The organism is Mesorhizobium robiniae (genome assembly GCF_040545535.1).
In the GTDB taxonomy this organism is placed as follows: domain Bacteria; phylum Pseudomonadota; class Alphaproteobacteria; order Rhizobiales; family Rhizobiaceae; genus Mesorhizobium; species Mesorhizobium robiniae.
In genome coordinates this window covers 726,103-742,360 of sequence record NZ_JBEPMC010000003.1, presented here as the reverse complement: position 1 = coordinate 742,360, position 16,258 = coordinate 726,103, and the positions used below count along the sequence as shown (strand labels likewise).

The following is a 16,258-nucleotide window of genomic DNA, read 5'->3' as shown; positions in this document are numbered from 1 at the left end:
CTAGCTGGCCTTTTCGACGCCGACTGATGCGGGCCGCGTGGCCGCCGGCGATTCGGCGCTTGCCAGCCGCGCGGCGACATAGTCCTTGACCTGGCGCAGCGCGTAGTCGCGCGAAACGCTGCCGGGTTGCAGGCCAAGCCGCAGCCATAGTCCGTCGATCAGCGTGGTGATGCCGAAAGCGATATCGTTTGCGTCAGCTTCGACGACAAGACCGCGCAGGCCGGACAGCAAATTCGACCGCATCCGGCTGTGGATCACGCGCTGAATGCGTTTCAATTTCTCATCGCGCGGCACCTCCGCGCATAGCGAGAGCCACGCGTGACAAAGCGACGGCTGGAAGAAATGCGGCTCGAAATTGCCGTCGATCACAGCGTCGAGCCTTTCCATTGGCGTATGCGCGCCTTTCAGCCGTGCCACCACCGCATCGCGCAGCACCAGGTTCGACTCGCGCATCGCGTGTTCGAACAGCTCTCGCTTATCCCTAAAATAATGCAGGACGATGCCTTTCGACGCGCCGGCCTGTGCCGCGACCTTCTCGATCGTCGCGCCGGCTATGCCTTCCCGCTGAAGCACGGCGAACGCTGCCTGGCGCAGCTCCTTGCGGCGGATGTCGCTGAGGCGGGTGAGTTTCATGATTGGTCCCGATGCAAATGCATATTGACATTCCCGTCCACCGAGATCAACAATTGACCAGTGGGACAATAATCAGACCAAACGGTCAACAACGGGAGATATCAGAATGCTTCGCGCCTTTCTTCTCAGCATGCCCTTGTGTGTTCTGGCGCTTGCGCCGCAGGCGAGCCAGGCCGCGGAACCGGAACAATGCAGAGCCGTCCGCATGGCCGAGCCTGGCTGGAACGATCTCGCCTTCACCACCGGTGTCGCCTCCGTCCTGTTCGACGCTCTCGGCTACAAGCCGCAGAGCACACTGCTCGGGATAGACGTCATCTACGCCGCCCTGAAGAATAATGATCTCGACGTCTTCCTCGGCTATTGGGACCCGGCCATGGTCGCAAATTTTGCTCCGTACAAGCAGGATGGCTCGGTCGAGACCGTCCGCATCAATCTCGAAGGCGCCAAATACACATTTGCCGTTCCAACCTATGTCTGGGAAGCAGGCGTCAAGGACGTGGCCGACCTCAAGAAATTCGCTGACAAATTCGGCAGCAAGATGTACGGCATCGAACCTGGATCGAACCAGTTGATGATGGACGCCATCGCCGACCCGAGCCTCGGTCTGAACGGTTGGGAAGTCGTCGAGTCGAGCGAAGCCGGCATGTTGTCGGAGGTCGGATATCGGATAAAGGAGAAGAACTTCATCGTCTTCCAGGGGTGGGCGCCGCACCCGATGAACACGATGTACGACTTCAAATATCTGACCGGCGGCGACAAATTCTACGGCCCCAATTTTGGCGCGGCGACCGTCAGCACCCAAGTGCGCAAGGGCTATCTGGAAGCCTGTCCGAACGCAGCGCAGCTCTTGAAGAACCTCAGCTTCGACATCGACTTCGAGAATACCGGCATGGGTTACCTGATCAATGACGGCATGGCGCCGCTCGATGCCGCTGAGAAGGCGATATCGGAAAATGAGGGAAGGCTCGACGCCTGGCTGCAAGGCGTTACCACCTTCGACGGCAAGCCGGCGCTCGACGCCGTGAAGGCAAAGCTCGGCCTGTGAACTCCGCAATGCAGGAGGGATGGGCCAGCCGCAAGCGAAGTGTCGCTATCGGCGGGACCGCCATGGCCTATATCGAGATCGGCGGCGCCGAGCCGCCGCTTGTCCTCATCCACGGCTTTACCGATACGAGCCGCAGTTTTTCCCTGCTCGTCCCCTTTCTGAAAGGCCGCCGCCTGATCATCCCGGACCTGCGCGGGCACGGCGCCTCGCAGGCCGGGACGAACGGCCTCGGGCCGGCCGATTTCGCCGACGATCTTGCCGCGCTCATTGCCGAGCTACAGCTCGTACGGCCGGTTCTGGTGGGCCATTCGCTGGGCAGCATGATTGCCATCGAGATGGTTGCCCGGCATCCGGCTTTGGCCGGTGGACTGGTGCTGCTTGCGGGCACGCTGCAGCCCGAGATCCCCGATGCGCATCCGATGGTCGTCGGGGTGCAATCGCTGCGCGACCCGATATCGCCGACGGACCCGTTCTATGCCTATTGGCACGCCTGCGAGGCGGACGTTCCACCCGACTTCCTCACAATGGCGGCGGCGGAGGCGTCGACCATGCCAGCGCCACGCTGGCGCGCCATACTGGAGCAGGTGCGCCGCACCGATCTGACGGCGGCTGCGCGAAGTGTCAAGGTCGATACGCTAATCGTAAACGGCGGGCGCGATCCCCTATTCGACAGTATGCATCAGCAGCGGCTGGTGGAAGCCTTTCCCACCGCTGCAGTCGTCGAAGCCGCCAATAGCGGCCACAACCCGCACTGGGAGGACCCGGCCCTGGTCGCCCAGCTCATCATCGCACATTTTCCGGCACGCAATGAGCCGAGGCAAATGAGCCAGCCATGAAGCTGTCGGAATATGCGGCGCTCGATGCCGTTGCGCTGTCCGAACAGGTTCGCTCCGGCGACCTGTCCGCCATCGAGGTCGTCGAGGCGGCAATCGAGGCGGCCGCAAGGATCAATCCTGTCCTCAATGCCGTGACCCTGGTCGATGTCGAAGGCGCTCGTTCCAGCGCAAGGAACGTGGATCGGAGCGTTCGTTTAGCCGGCGTTCCTTTCCTCATAAAGGATACCGGTATCCACACGGCGGACTGGCCGACAACGCATTCCTCCGCCTATTTCAGGGATGCCGCGCCCAAGCCCGATAGCGAGATCGTTCGGCGATGGCGGACGGCCGGCCTGGTCTTGCTGGGAAAGACGAACGCGCCGGAATATGCCAACGACTTCGTGACCGAGCCGGCCTTCCCCGGGCCGACGCTCAATCCCTGGGATCTGACGATCACGGCCGGCGGGTCGAGCGGTGGGGCTGCCGCCGCCGTCGCGAGCGGCATGGTGCCGGTAGCGCATGGCTCCGATATTGGCGGATCGATCCGCGTGCCGGCGGCCTGCTGCGGCTTGTTCGGCCTAAAACCTTCCCGCGCCCTTAATCCTCTCGGCCCTTATCGCGGCGAGGTCGGAGCCGGACTCCATGTCGAAAACGTGCTTTCGCGCACCGTCCGCGATAGCGCCGCCATGCTGGATATGACTGCCGGCCCGGAACTGGGGGCGCCTTACCGCGTCTCCAGATCGGTGCCCTCCTATTTCGACTGGCTGCGCACGCCGAGCGAGCGCCTGCGCATCGCCTGCCTGGGACGGCGACCCGATGGCACTGACATCGCGCCCGAAATCAAGGCCTGGTTTCTGGAGACCATGGCGCTGCTCGAGAAGATGGGGCACGAGGTGGAGGAAGCATCGTTTCCACCCGAGGCCGATTGCGGCGACGGCTGGAGCCTCCTGTGGATGTCGGAGATTGGCCTGACCATCCGGGAACGAGCCGGTGAGATCGGCCGCATGCCGGAAAACGGTGAAATCGAGCGACTGAGCCGCCACACGCTGGAACGCTTCGAACAAGCCTCGGCGGCCGATTACCTCGATGCCCAGGATTGCGCTCATCGGGCGTCTCTCGCCATGGCGATAAAGTTCGATCGGTTCGATCTGATCATGACGCCGACCACGGCCGAATTGCCGCCCCGCCTGGGCGAAATCAACGGCAACGGCGCGCATTTCGACTATGAGGAATGGGCAAACAGGGCCTACGGATTCGCGCCCTTCACTGAGATCTTCAACGTCACCGGGCAGCCCGCCGCCAGCCTTCCGCTCTTTCAGTCCGAGGGCGGCGTGCCGGTCGGCATCCAGCTCGTTGCCCGCCAGAACGAGGATCACCGGCTGCTGCGCATTGCCCATGAGCTGGAGCAGGCAACGCAGTGGGCGACGCGGCATCCGCCGATCTGGGCGGGGGACTTTTAAAGCGCGTCACGTCTGACACGCGACGCGCTTTAAGTTCTTCTTTTTATGCATGTCGTGACCCCAAAACCGCTGCGCACTTTTGGGCAACATGCATCAGGCTCAGCGGCTATTGGCATTCACAAGAGGTATCGCAACCTCAAGAGGCTGCCTTCTGATCAGGATGATTGCCGAGAAAGCCAGTATGCCGAGCATGCCGACCGCCGCGGCCAGCCAGAGCGATGGTTGGACGCCCATGCCTGCCATCGCCATGGCAAGCGCAAACGGTGCAAGCGCCGACGAGAACTGACGCGCCGCCGTCACCCAGCCGAGCCGTGCGCCGTAGCGCTCCCGTCCGAACAATTCCAGGGGCAGCGTGCCGCCGACGATGCTGGCGAGACCCGAGCCCAATCCAAACAGGATGACGAAGGCGATGGCGCCGGCCACCGATGGTGTCGTTGCCAGCAGCACGACAAGGCCGAGCGGCAGCAATGTCGCGCCGATCACCGCAAGCCAGGTCTGTGCCAGCCGGCCGCCGAACAGCATGTTGATAAGCCGGCTCGCCACCTGGGACGGGCCGAAAAGCGTGGTGACGACAAGCCCGGCCGAGCCAAGTCCGAGCGCCGTCGTCAGCGGGACCATGTGAACGAGGACCGAGGATAGCACGAACCCCTCGATGGCAAAGCCGCCAAGCATGAGCAGAAACACTCTGCTGCGGTCGCGTGGCGTGAAGGCAACCGCACCGCCGGTTGGCCCGATGGCTCCAGGTGTCGCCGATGCGCTTTCACCTATCCGACGCGACAGCCGCGCCAGCCAGGCATGGATGGGCAGGCAGACTGCGACATTGAGGGCGGCAAAGACCAGATAGACCTCGCGCCAGGTCAGGTGTTCGTGCAGTGCCGCCGTCAATGGCCAGAACAGGGTGGAGGCGAAGCCGGCGATCAGCGTCAGATGGGTGATGCTGCGCTGCGCCCTAGCTCCGCCGATCTGGACGATCGCCACGAAAGCGGCACTGTAGAGCACGAAGGCGGACGCCAGTTCCATCGCCATCAGCGCCAGCACGAAGCTAATTCGTCCGGGTGCTACCGCGCAGGCAACGAGCGCTGCCGCGACCGCTGCCGAACCAAACGTCATCACCCGGCCGGCACCAAAACGATCGGCCCAGCGTCCGGCTGTCGGCGCAAACAGGCCACCCACCAGCAGCGATGCCGACAAGGCGCCGAAAACCCATTGTTCCGGCCAGGTGAACTCGAGCGCGATCGACGGCACCAGAATACTGAAGCTGTAATAGAGCGTGCCGTAGCCGATGATCTGCGTCAGCCCCAACGCCCAGAGTGCCGCAGCCGGGATCTTCAGGTCGCTCATTGAGCGGCATCTGCGATCTCGAGATCGCCGCTGCGCGCGGCGACCGACTGCGTGCTGCCGCAGCCACATCCCGATTTGCCGCTCGCCTTTGCCTTGGCATCGTCGACACAGCAGGCATCGACGTCAGCCGGCGCCGGTCCGCCGCAGCCCTGAGACGACGCGCCTGAAAGTGATGCTGGCACCGTGCAGACGCCGGTCTCGGGCAACACCAGCTGCACGGCATCGGCGGCTTCCATGTCGCCGGCGATCGCCGCGGCAACCGAGCGGACCTGCTCGTAGCCGGTCAGCAGCAGGAACGTCGGCGCGCGGCCATAGCTTTTGACGCCGACCGTGTAGAAATCGGGCTCGGGGTGGCTGAGCTCGCGGTGACCATGCGGCGGCACGTCGCCGCAGGAATGTTCATTGGGATCGATGAGTGGCCCCAGCGCCTTGACGCCTTCAAGCCATGGATCGAGGTCCAGCCGAAGCTCGCGGGTCAAGGCGAGATCGGGGCGCTGACCCGTCGCGGCGATGATCCGGTCGACGGGGCCAACGGTGCGCAATCCATCCTTTGTCTGGCCGTCGACCACCAGCCGGCCGTCGACCTCGCGAATGGCAACCGTGGCAAAGCCCGTCATCAGCCGCACGCGCCCGCTCTCGGCGAGCTCCCGGACATCGGAGCCAAGCTCGCCGCGCGCCGGCAAAGCGTCGGCATCGCCGCCGCCATAGATGCGGACAAGGTCGGTGCTGCGCGTTACCCATAGCGCCGAGGTGCCCGGCTCGGTTTGCGCAAGCCTGTCCAGTTCCAGCAAGGCATTAGCGGCGGAATGGCCGGCGCCGGCCACCAACGTCCTGCGGCCTGCATAGAGATGCCGGTCGCGGCCGAGAACATCGGGAATGCCGTAGGCGATGCGGTTTCCAAATTCCCTCTCGCCTTCGGCCGGCAAGCCGCCCGCGCCGAGCGGGTTCGGCGTCTGCCAGGTGCCGGACGCGTCGATCACGGCCCGAGCGCTGTCCCGGCGCGTGCCTTGCGCTGTTTCGACCAGAAGCATGAACGGCCGCGTCTCCCGCGCCATGCCCAACACCTTGTCGGCTCCCCACCGGGAAATGGCGACGACACGGGCATTGGTCTCGATCGACGGCGCCAGTTCGGAAAGCTCTGCGAGCGGCGCGAGATACTGGCCGACGATTTCGTCCGCCGTGGGGAATGCCTCCGGCTCCGGCATTTGCCAGCCGTAGCTCTCGAGAAGTTTGCGGGCGACCGCATCGACACAATAGCGCCACGGCGTGAAAACCCGCACATGGCCCCAATCCAGAAGGTTCGAGCCGACCGCGGAACCAGCCTCATAGACCTTGACCGGAAGGCCGCGGCCGACAAGTTGGGCCGCTGCAGCCAGACCGACAGGTCCGCCGCCGATGATGGCGACCGGGAGATCGCTATTGGGAGCCATGACACACCTTCTATCTTTCTAGGACTATAGAAATATTGGCCAAAAAATAGCTACGCAGCCGCCTCGCCGACCGCCGGACCGCATGCGGCATCGGCGCAACATTCGTCGGCAAGAAAACCGAGCAGATCGTTCATGACGGGGTAATTGGCACGGCAGATCAAGGTCGTTGCCTGGCGCTCCTGGGTAACCAGCCCGGTCAGGATAAGCCGGTGGAGATGATGCGACAGGGTCGACGCAGCGATGCCGAGCGTTTCCTGCAGATAACCGACCGGTCGTCCGGTTTCGCCTGCCCTCACCAGTGTGCGATAGAGATTAAGCCGCGTCGGATTGCCGAGCGCCTCGAGTTGTTTTGCTGCTTTTTCGAGTTTCATGGAAATAAGCTACCGCCGAAAATACGCGGCGTCAACACTATTTCGAAAATTCTCGAATTATCCGTATACCGGTATCCACTGCAGCCGCTTGTGAGACCGACCAGGATGAGTGCGCATCCAGCCCCGACGCCGAAGATCGGCATCACCCCTCAGATCGACCGCTGATTGACCCGCTTGGCGACCTCTTCGGCGCTTTCGACGCGCTCGGAATAGCGGTCCGTGAGATAGGCGGACCGATCACGCAGGAGCAGCGTGAACCTCATCAGCTCCTCCATCACGTCGACGATCCGGTTATAGTAGGGTGATGGCTTCATGCGGCCGGCCTCGTCGAACTCGTCGGAAGCCTTGGCCACCGACGACTGATTGGGGATGGTGACCATCCGCATCCAGCGGCCGAGGATGCGAAGCTGGTTGACCGCGTTGAAACTCTGCGAACCGCCGGAAACTTGCATGACGGCAAGCGTCCGGCCCTGAGTGGGCCGCATCCCGCCCAGCGATAATGGCAGCCAATCGATCTGCGCCTTCATGATACCGGTCATCGAACCGTGGCGTTCGGGCGAACACCAGACTTGACCTTCGGACCACAGCGACAGCTCACGCAACTCCTTCACCTTAGGATGATCGGCAGGTACGGAATCCGGCAACGGCAGACCAGCAGGATTAAAGATACGGACTTCGGCACCGAGCCAGGTCAGGATACGTGCAGCTTCCTCAGTGGCCAGCCGGGAATAAGAGCGCTCCCGAAGGGAGCCGTAGAGCATCAGAATCCGAGGTTTATGAGCCGCGACAGGCACATTGAACAGCGCCGATTCATCGATCGCCGGGAACTGCTCCATCTGGATGTTCGGAAGGGACTCTGCTTGATCGGCTACTGTCATAATCTAAGGCTTCTTTATTTCGAATTTAATCGAAATAGATAAATACAGCTCGCCATGGTGTCAAAGCAAATTTCGAAAAAGCTCGAAATAACTAGACGACACGCTTACCCTCGGCGTCGACGACGACCTCGCCGTCTTCCTTGGTAAACGGCCCGATATCCTGGTTCGGCAGGATATCGAGAACGGCTTCGGACGGCCGAGCAAGCATGGTGCCAAGCGGCGTCACCACGATCGGCCGGTTGATCAGGATCGGATGCGCCAGCATGAAATCCAGAATCTCGTCGTCGGTCCATTTGGGATCGCCGAGATTGAGCTCGGCGTAAGGCGTACCCTTCTCGCGCAGCAAGTCGCGCGGCGTCATCCCCAGCGCCGCGATCAGCTCGACCAGCCGTTCGCGCGACGGTGGGTTTTTCAGATACTCGATCACCTCAGGCTCTTCGCCGGACTGCCTGATGATGGCGAGCGTGTTGCGCGAGGTGCCGCAATCGGGGTTGTGATAGATGCTGATGGTCATTTCGCAGCTCTCATCTGTCCAATTGGTTTAGGGTCGCTAAGCAGCCATCCCGCCAAGGCCATGGCGAGCAGTGCCCCCAGAAGTTCGGCGACGATAAACGCCGGCAGATCCATCGGCCGGATGCCCGCGAAGGTGTTGGAAACCGCCCGCGCAATGGCGACGGCTGGATTGGCAAACGACGTCGAAGCCGTGAACCAATAGGCCGCGGTGATGTAAAGGCCGACGAGCCATGGAATCGCATCCGAACGGAAGCGAAGTCCTGCCAGAATGGTGAAGACCAGACCAAAGGCGGCCACCAACTCTGCAATCCATTGTCCGTTTCCGGTCCGCACGGTTTGGGAGATCTGTAGGAGAGGCAGTTCGAACATGGCGTGCGCCAGCAACGTCCCGGCGACGCCGCCGACAATCTGGGCGATGACGTAAGCCAACGCAGCGTTTGCATCGATTTCGCGCCGGAGAGCAAAAACCAGCGTCACTGCCGGATTGAAATGCGCGCCGGAAATCGGCCCGAGTATGGTGATCAGCACCACCAGGATCGCTCCGGTCGGCAAAGTATTGCCGAGCAAGGCGAGACCCACATCATCCGTCAGCCTGTCGGCCATGATGCCGGACCCGACGACCGTCGCGACGAGCATCGCCGTGCCGAGCGCTTCCGCGACGATGCGACGTGACATGTCAGCCGCCATGATTTTAGCCGGCCTTCGGCAGATCGCGGCCGATCTCATCCAGTCGTTTCTGCAGGGCGAGCTTGTCGATCGTGTTCATCGGCAGGCTGACGAAGATCGAGATGCGGTTGTTGAGCATGCGATAGGCTTCGTGAAAGGCCAGGTGCTTTTCGGCGTCCGTGCCGTCCACGGCGGCCGGGTCGGGCACGCCCCAATGCGCCGTCATCGGCTGTCCCGGCCAGACCGGGCACGATTCATTGGCCGCGTTGTCGCAGACGGTGAAAACGAAATTCATTTCGGGCGCGCCGGGAGCTGCGAATTCCTGCCAGTCTTTCGAACGGGCGAAGGACGTGTCGTGGTTGAGGGTTTTCAAGAGCTGGAGCGCGTAGGGATGGACTTCTCCATTCGGGTGTGATCCGGCCGAATAGGCCCTGAACTTGCCGGCGCCGACACGGTTCAGGATCGCCTCGGCGAGGATCGACCGTGCCGAATTGCCGGTGCACAGGAAAAGAACATTGTATGGCTCGCTCATGGCGTCCTTCTAACAGTTGCAGGTCACCGCCTGAATGACAGGCTGACAGAGCTCCGGCGCGCCGTTGCAGCAATCCTCCATGAGATAGGCAAGCAGATCGCGAAAGCCGGTCATGTCGGCGACGTAGCGGATTGTCCGGCCGTCGCGCTCGGCGCGGACCAGGCCGGCATGGTCAAGGACCCTCAGATGCGCCGACATGGTGTTTTGCACCGTACCGAGGCGCGAGGCGATCTCGCCGGCCGGAACACCATCCGCACCCGCCCGGACCAGCAGGCGAAACACTTCGAGCCTGGTGTCCTGGCCAAGCGCAGCCAACGCGAGAAGAGCGGTGTTCTTATCCATGCATCCTGGAATCCGGAATTATGGATGTGTATGGCCCGCATATGACAGCCGGATGACGCGGGCAAGCGGCCCATCATCTTCACCCGCAAATGTGCGGACGACGGGCGCAGGCGCACCGTCCTCACTGCGTCACAGGCTTTGACGCCAGGCGCGGGCCGGTCTTGACGTCGACGATTTCAAGTTTCGCGGTGTCGATCGTGCCATCCCAGCCGCCGCCGAGCGCCTTGTGGAGGGCGATGTAGTCGGTCGCGATCGCCACGCGGCTTTGCAGGAGATCGTCCTCGGCGTCATAGAGCGATCGCTCCGCGTCGAGCACGTCGAGAAGACTTGTTTCTCCGGACTTGTAGCGCGCGCGCTCCAGCCGCGTGGCGTCCCCGTAGGACTTCGCGGAAGAGGCAAGCCTGCCGTTCCTGATGCGCTCTTGGCGTAGCGAAACGATCGCGTTTTCCACGTCTTCGAGGGCCGTCAGCACAGACGATCTGTAGGCGATGAAATACTGATCGCGCTGGGCTCTCGCCACCTCGACGGCGGCCTTCAACTGTCCCGCATTGAAAACCGGCACGCTGAGCGTCGGCCCGAAGGACCAGCCGATCGATGAATTCTTGCCGAGATCACCGACTTTGAAGGCGGTCGTGTCGATGTCCCCCGTCAGACTCACGCCGGGATAGCGAGCCGCCTCAGCCTGACCGATCTTAGCGGTATATTGCGCATATTGCCGCTCCGCCATACGGACGTCGGGGCGGGAGAGCAGAATGTCGGCAGGAATCCCGGTCGGGATGGGCAGACGCGGCGTTGGTATCGGCGCAACGCGCTTCAGCCGCTCGTTCAGGGCAGCGGGCGGACGGCCCGTGAGCACGGAAAGCCGATGCATCGCTTCGGCATAGGTTGCTTCCAGGGCCGGAACATCGGCTTCCGTGCTGCTTGCCTGTCCCATGGCCTTCGCAACATCCGCCGCCGTCGACATGCCGGCTTGCGCCATGGTGCGGGTGAGGACCGCGGTTTGCTTTTGCGACGCGGCTGCACGCTGGGCGAGGCCAATACGCGCCTGGTAGCCGCGCGCCTCGGCATAATAGGATACAACATCGCCGATCAGGGTGAGAAGCGTCGAACGAAGCTCTTCCTCGGACGCATCCAGCCCGTAGCGGGCGGCCTCAACGCTTCTGCGATTGGCGCCGAACAGGTCGAGCTCCCAACTGGCGTCGAAGCCGGCCTGGTAGAGGCTGTAGGGATCGGTGGCGGTCCCGCCCGAGGACGAGCTGTCCTTGTTGCGCGTGGCGGACCCGGAGCCGTCCACGGACGGGAACAATGTTCCGGCGCTCTGGCGATAGCTGGCGCGCGCCTCGCGAATCTTGGCTTTCGCGGTGGCAACGTCGAGATTGCCGGCAATCGCCTCGTCGACAAGAGCATTCAGTTGGGGATCACGCAGGCGCTGCCACCATTTCGACAATTGCGGCGGCTTGACGGGCTTTGACGATTTCTGGCCGCTCCACATGGCCGGCATCGCCAGAGTTGGTTTTTGATAGTCCGGGCCGACGACGCATCCCGCAAGGGATGTCGCGGTCAGCATCAGGACAGCAATTCGCATCCCTGCCGGCGCTCTCTCGGATGCTCCTGCCGTCGAGCCTACTTCGCCTTCATTTTTCATACGTCTGCCTTCAATTCCGATTGACTGTTGCTTGCCGCTCGGCATCCGCCCGCGCAGCCCACCAGCGTGTCGATCACCTGCTTCCAGTCCGGGCGCCTGGCAGATCAGCTGCTTCGTCCGCGCCGGACCCTTCCACCAGCAGCTTGCGCAGATGGCGGCTAAGCAAGCGCTGGATGTCGTCCATGAAGGTGTAGACCACCGGCACGTAGACCAGGCTGAGCAGGGTCGAGGAGATGAGCCCGCCGATCACGGCGATCGCCATCGGAGCGCGTGTCTCGGCGTCGGCGCCGATGCCGAGCGCGATCGGCAGCATGCCGGCGCCCATGGCGATCGACGTCATCACGATCGGCCGGGCCCGCTTGCGGGCGGCGTCGATCAAAGCCTCGAAGCGGCTCATGCCGCGTTCCCGTTCGGCGATCAGCGCATACTCGACCAGCAGGATCGAGTTCTTCGCCGCGATACCCATTAGCATCAACAGGCCGATCAGCGTCGAAAGCCCAAGCGCCTTGCCGGTGATCAGCATGAAGCCGAGCGCACCGCCGACCGACAAGGGCAGCGCGACCAGGATCGTCACCGGTTGCACGAAGCTGCCGAACAGAAGCACCAGCGTCAGGTACATCAGCAGGATGCCGGCGGCGATCGCCGTGGCAAAGCCTGAGAATAGCTCCCGCATTCGGGCGGCGTCGCCGCGTGCCAGCTCGCGCACGCCTTCGGGCAGGTTCTGCATTGCCGGCAGGGCGCGGATGGCCGTAGTCGCCTCGCCGAGCGTGATGCCGGAAAGATCCGCCTCGACGGTGGCGCTGCGGCTGCGATCCACCCGCGCGATGCTGTTCGGTCCGGCGCTGAAGCTGATGTCGGCGATCGCGGCAAGCGGCACTGTGCCCTTGGTGCCGGTCAGCGGCAGGATGGCGAGCTTCGAAGGCTCGTCGATAGCTCCATCGGGCAAGGTCACGACGATCGACACCTGGCGATCACCGAGATTGAATTTCGGCAGGCTGGTGTCGGTATCGCCGACAGTGGCGATCTTCACCGTCTGGGCGATCTCGGTCGGGGTGATGCCAAGCTCGGCCGCCTTGGCGCTGTCGGGACGCACGATCAGCTCGGGCTTCGTCGTTGCAGCCGTCGACGTCGGATTGCCGAGGCCGGGAACCGACTTCATCTGGTCGATCAGCGCATCGCTGGTCTTCTGCAGCGTATCGCCATTGTCGCCCACCAGCGTGATCGACACCTTGGCGCCCGAAAAGCCGTCGGCGCCGAACTGAATGCGGGCACCGGCAATGTCGTTGAGCTTCGGTGAGGCGTCGGCCTCGAATTCCTGCTGGCTGACAGTCCGCTCGTCGCGCGGCTTCAGATTGACGGTGACATTGGCGCTGCGCACTTCGGCAGATGTCGATCCGCGGTTCGGCCCGCCGCCCGACTCGGCCGCGGTGCCGATCGTGGCAAAGATGCTGTCGACCGCCGCTTCGCCCTCCAGGCGCCTGGTGATGTCTTGCACCACGGCTGTCGTCTGCTCGATCGTCGAGCCGGGCTGCAATTCGACCGAGATCACCGAACGGCCGCGATCCGTCGCCGCCATGAATTCGGTCGGCAGCTGCGTCGCCAGCGCTATCGAGCCGGCGAAGAACGCGATGCCGGCAAGAAGTGTGATCCAGCGATGGTCGAGCGCCTTGCGCAGCAGCCAGAGATAGGTCGGCACCCAGGCCGGCGTATCCTCTTCGCTGTGGCCGCCGGCGCGCACCAGATAGGCGCCCATCAGAGGGGTCAGCATGCGTGCCACCAGCAGCGAGAACAGCACCGACACGCACACCGCGACAGCGAAGCTGACGAAAAATTTTCCGGGGATGCCGGGCATGAAGGCCACTGGCAGGAAGACGGCGACGATTGTCGCGGTGGTCGCCACCACGGCGAGGCCGATCTCGTCGGCGGCCTCGATCGCCGCTTGATAGGCGCTGCTGCCGGTCTGGCGCATGTGGCGCACGATGTTCTCGATCTCGACGATGGCGTCGTCGACGAGGATGCCAACCACCAGCGACAGAGCGAGCAAGGTGATATTGCTGAGCGAGATGTCGAACGCCGCCATCACCGCGAAGGTCGGGATCAACGACAGCGGCATGGCGACCGCCGACACCAGCGTCGCCCTGATGTCGCGCAGGAACAGCCAGACGACGCCGATGGCGAGCAGCGCGCCAAGCCACAGCGCCTCGAACGCGGCATCGTAGCTTTCCTGAACAAAACCCGAAGACGAGGTGACCTCGGTAAATTTGGCTGCATCTGTCTTCGCGCCCATCTCGGCAATCGCGGCGCGCGCGGCCTTGACCACGTCGATCTCGCTCGAACCGACCGACCGGTAGATGTTGAAGGCAACGACTTGCCTGCCGTCGAGATAGGCGGTCTGGCGTGGCTTTTCCCAGCTGTCGACCACCTTGCCGAGATCGGACAGTTTGACGTCGCCGGCTCCGGAAAGCGCGATGCGTGTGTCGGCCAACGCCTCAACGGTCTGGGCACTGGCCAGCGTGCGGACCGACTGCTCCTGGCTGCCGATCGTCGTGCGGCCACCTGGCTGGTTGACGTTGATGGAAGCGAGCGTCTGGCTGACATCGCCGGCGCTGATGCCGAGCGCGGCAAGGCGGTCGGGATCGAGCTCGACACGGATCACCCGGTCGACGCCGCCCGAACGGGTGATCTTGGACACGCCGTCGACACCCAACATCGCCTTGGCGACGTCATTGTCGATGTACCAGCTCAGCGCGTCGGGCGACATGGCCGGCGCCTCGACCACATAAGTCAGCACCGAATTGCCTGATGCATTTACCTTCGTCACGACGGGCGCGACGGCAGCGGCAGGCAGGCTGGACTGGACGCTGGAGACCGCGTTGCGCACGTCGTTGGTGGCTGTCTCGGGGTCGGTGTCGAGCGTGAACTCGACTGACGTGACCGAAGAGCCTTCGCTGATCGAGGTTGAGACGTCGTCGACGCCGTCCAGGCTCGCCACGGCGTTCTCGATGACCTGCGCGACCTGCACTTCCATCTCACTCGGCGCGGCACCCGCCTGCGTCACCGTGACGGTGACGGTCGGCAGGTCGATATCGGGCATGTTGTTGGTTCTGAGCTGTATGAAGCCGTAGAGGCCGGCAATCGTCAGCGACAGGAACAGGACGATGGTCGGAACCGGATTGCGGATCGACCAGGATGAAATGGCGTTCACCGCACCGCCTCCGTGTTCGATGCGGCCTGGCCGGCATCTCCCGCCGCGACGCGAACGAGATTGCCGTCATTGAGCAAACCCGCGCCGGAGACGACGACGCTCTCGCCTTCGGCCAGCCCGGAGACGATGGCGACCCGGCCGCCCTTGCGGCTGCCGGTCTCCACCGCGCGGGCCGCGACCTTGCCGTGTTGGCCGACGACGAAGACGCCCGGTTTGCCATCGCGCCATGTCAGCGCGCTTTCCGCAACATTCAGGACCTGCGCCGCAGACGTGGCGATCGAGACGCGGGCAAACATGCCGGGCCTGAGCCCGGAATTGTCCTGCGGCGCGACATAGACGGTGCCCAGCCTTGTGGTGCCGTCGACCTTCTCGGCAATCGAGTCGACCTTGCCGGGATGCGCCTGGCTGGAAGCGTCGGTGATGGTCGCCGCCTGGCCGACCCTGATCGAGGCCAGATCTTTCTCGGGCATCTGCACGGCGACCTCGACCTTGCCGTCGCGCACGATCCTCATCAGTTCCGTGGTGGATTGAACGATGGAACCGGTGACCGCCGGCCTGGTGGAAACCGTGCCGTCGAAGGGAGCGTGGATTTCGGTCCGCGCGAGTTGCGCGGCGATGTTGTCGGCGGCCGCCTCGGCCTGGGCGAGTTGTGCCTGGCTGGTCTTGACCGTGGTTGCTCTTTCCTCGGCCGTCTCGGCGCTGATCGCATTGCTGGTGATGAGCTTTTTGGCGCGCGCCGAAGCCGTCTCGGCCGCCTCCAGCGTGGCACGCGCCTGCTCGACGGCTGCCTTCTGCTCGGCAAGTTGGGCCTTCAGCACCGCATCATCGAGGCGCGCGATCACATCGCCTTTGCTGACGTTGTCGCCCTCGGCAACGAGAACCTCGGTCAGTTGCAGGCCGCTCGTCTGCGAGCCGATCGTGGCTTCCTGCCAGGCTTGAACCGTGCCGGTGGCGGTGATCGCGGAAGTGATTTCATCCTTGCGCACCTTTTCGACCGAAACTGTCAGCGAGGCGCCCTGCACGATGGCAGGTGTCTTGTCCGCGGTCGCATCGGCGCCGCTCGCATCGATATTGCCGCGCCCATAGGCCTTGAGCATGGCGGCAATCGCTATGGCGAGAATGACGGCGAAAAGCAGCAGGTATTTCTTGCTCGACAATCTAGCGGCCATCGGTCTTCTCGGCGTTCGTTGAACTGGTTTTCTCGAAATGGGGAACACCGAGCGAAAGGCGCCAAGTGCCGAAGACGAGCCTGGTCGCGCCGGTGAAGGCCTGCAGCGACCGAAGCGTCGTGGCCGAACCGCGCCGATGCTGCTCGGGCACGGTCGCCATCAGCAGCCGCAGCATCAAGAACATCTCCCACATGGAAATTCTCTTTCATAAGG

The 16,258-nt window shown here is 63.4% G+C and carries 16 protein-coding genes; 3 read left to right on the top strand and 13 right to left on the bottom strand.

All coding sequences use genetic code 11. From position 1 onward, the window contains the following. The gene (gene betI / locus ABID19_RS11775) at positions 1-633 is read right to left on the bottom strand and encodes a choline-binding transcriptional repressor BetI (protein WP_354490622.1); all 633 of its coding nucleotides are present in this window, start codon (positions 631-633) and stop codon (positions 1-3) included. Positions 634-763: 130 nt separating this feature from the next. Between betI and choX the strand changes: the two genes are divergently transcribed. The 3 genes from choX (at position 764) to ABID19_RS11760 (ending at position 3,953) form a co-directional block, all read left to right on the top strand. Next, a complete protein-coding gene (gene choX, locus ABID19_RS11770; RefSeq protein ID WP_435528715.1) occupies positions 764-1,678 on the top strand; it encodes a choline ABC transporter substrate-binding protein in 915 nt (304 codons plus the stop codon). A gap of 62 nt (positions 1,679-1,740) precedes the next feature. Next, positions 1,741-2,514 (top strand): alpha/beta fold hydrolase, encoded by a 774-nt coding sequence (locus ABID19_RS11765; protein ID WP_354490620.1) that lies wholly within the window; start codon positions 1,741-1,743, stop codon positions 2,512-2,514. Continuing rightward, positions 2,511-3,953 carry an amidase gene (locus ABID19_RS11760; protein ID WP_354490619.1) on the top strand — a complete coding sequence of 481 codons (1,443 nt, stop codon included), beginning with the start codon at positions 2,511-2,513 and terminating at the stop codon, positions 3,951-3,953. The genes ABID19_RS11765 and ABID19_RS11760 overlap by 4 nt, the downstream gene beginning before the upstream one ends. 99 nt (positions 3,954-4,052) lie before the next feature. Here ABID19_RS11760 and arsK read toward each other — a convergent pair whose 3' ends face one another. The 12 genes from arsK to ABID19_RS11700 form a co-directional block, all read right to left on the bottom strand. Next, positions 4,053-5,294, bottom strand: a complete 1,242-nt coding sequence (gene arsK / locus ABID19_RS11755; protein ID WP_354490617.1) for an arsenite efflux MFS transporter ArsK — start codon at positions 5,292-5,294, stop codon at positions 4,053-4,055. Beyond that, the gene (locus ABID19_RS11750; protein WP_354490615.1) at positions 5,291-6,724 is read right to left on the bottom strand and encodes an NAD(P)-binding protein; all 1,434 of its coding nucleotides are present in this window, start codon (positions 6,722-6,724) and stop codon (positions 5,291-5,293) included. Before ABID19_RS11750 ends, arsK begins: the two co-directional genes overlap by 4 nt. A gap of 50 nt (positions 6,725-6,774) precedes the next feature. Continuing rightward, positions 6,775-7,095 (bottom strand): ArsR/SmtB family transcription factor, encoded by a 321-nt coding sequence (locus tag ABID19_RS11745; RefSeq protein WP_354490613.1) that lies wholly within the window; start codon positions 7,093-7,095, stop codon positions 6,775-6,777. Positions 7,096-7,244: 149 nt separating this feature from the next. Continuing rightward, complete coding sequence (gene arsH / locus ABID19_RS11740; RefSeq protein ID WP_354490612.1) at positions 7,245-7,973, bottom strand: arsenical resistance protein ArsH; 729 nt, start codon at positions 7,971-7,973, stop codon at positions 7,245-7,247. A 91-nt stretch (positions 7,974-8,064) separates the two neighbouring features. Further along, positions 8,065-8,487 (bottom strand): arsenate reductase (glutaredoxin), encoded by a 423-nt coding sequence (gene arsC / locus ABID19_RS11735; protein WP_354490610.1) that lies wholly within the window; start codon positions 8,485-8,487, stop codon positions 8,065-8,067. After that, positions 8,484-9,173, bottom strand: coding sequence for an MIP/aquaporin family protein (locus ABID19_RS11730; protein ID WP_354490608.1), 690 nt, complete (start codon positions 9,171-9,173; stop codon positions 8,484-8,486). The genes arsC and ABID19_RS11730 overlap by 4 nt, the downstream gene beginning before the upstream one ends. 4 nt (positions 9,174-9,177) lie before the next feature. Continuing rightward, positions 9,178-9,684, bottom strand: a complete 507-nt coding sequence (locus tag ABID19_RS11725) for an arsenate reductase ArsC (RefSeq protein WP_354490606.1) — start codon at positions 9,682-9,684, stop codon at positions 9,178-9,180. Between the two features lie 9 nt (positions 9,685-9,693). Further along, complete coding sequence (locus tag ABID19_RS11720; protein WP_354490604.1) at positions 9,694-10,026, bottom strand: ArsR/SmtB family transcription factor; 333 nt, start codon at positions 10,024-10,026, stop codon at positions 9,694-9,696. Positions 10,027-10,147: 121 nt separating this feature from the next. After that, complete coding sequence (locus ABID19_RS11715; RefSeq protein ID WP_354490603.1) at positions 10,148-11,611, bottom strand: efflux transporter outer membrane subunit; 1,464 nt, start codon at positions 11,609-11,611, stop codon at positions 10,148-10,150. 133 nt (positions 11,612-11,744) lie between these two features. Continuing rightward, the gene (locus tag ABID19_RS11710) at positions 11,745-14,876 is read right to left on the bottom strand and encodes an efflux RND transporter permease subunit (protein WP_354490602.1); all 3,132 of its coding nucleotides are present in this window, start codon (positions 14,874-14,876) and stop codon (positions 11,745-11,747) included. Next, entirely contained in the window at positions 14,873-16,045 is a 1,173-nt protein-coding gene (locus tag ABID19_RS11705; RefSeq protein WP_354490601.1) for an efflux RND transporter periplasmic adaptor subunit, read from the bottom strand. The genes ABID19_RS11710 and ABID19_RS11705 overlap by 4 nt, the downstream gene beginning before the upstream one ends. Continuing rightward, complete coding sequence (locus tag ABID19_RS11700) at positions 16,035-16,220, bottom strand: hypothetical protein (RefSeq protein WP_354490599.1); 186 nt, start codon at positions 16,218-16,220, stop codon at positions 16,035-16,037. Before ABID19_RS11700 ends, ABID19_RS11705 begins: the two co-directional genes overlap by 11 nt. Positions 16,221-16,258 lie beyond the last annotated feature (38 nt).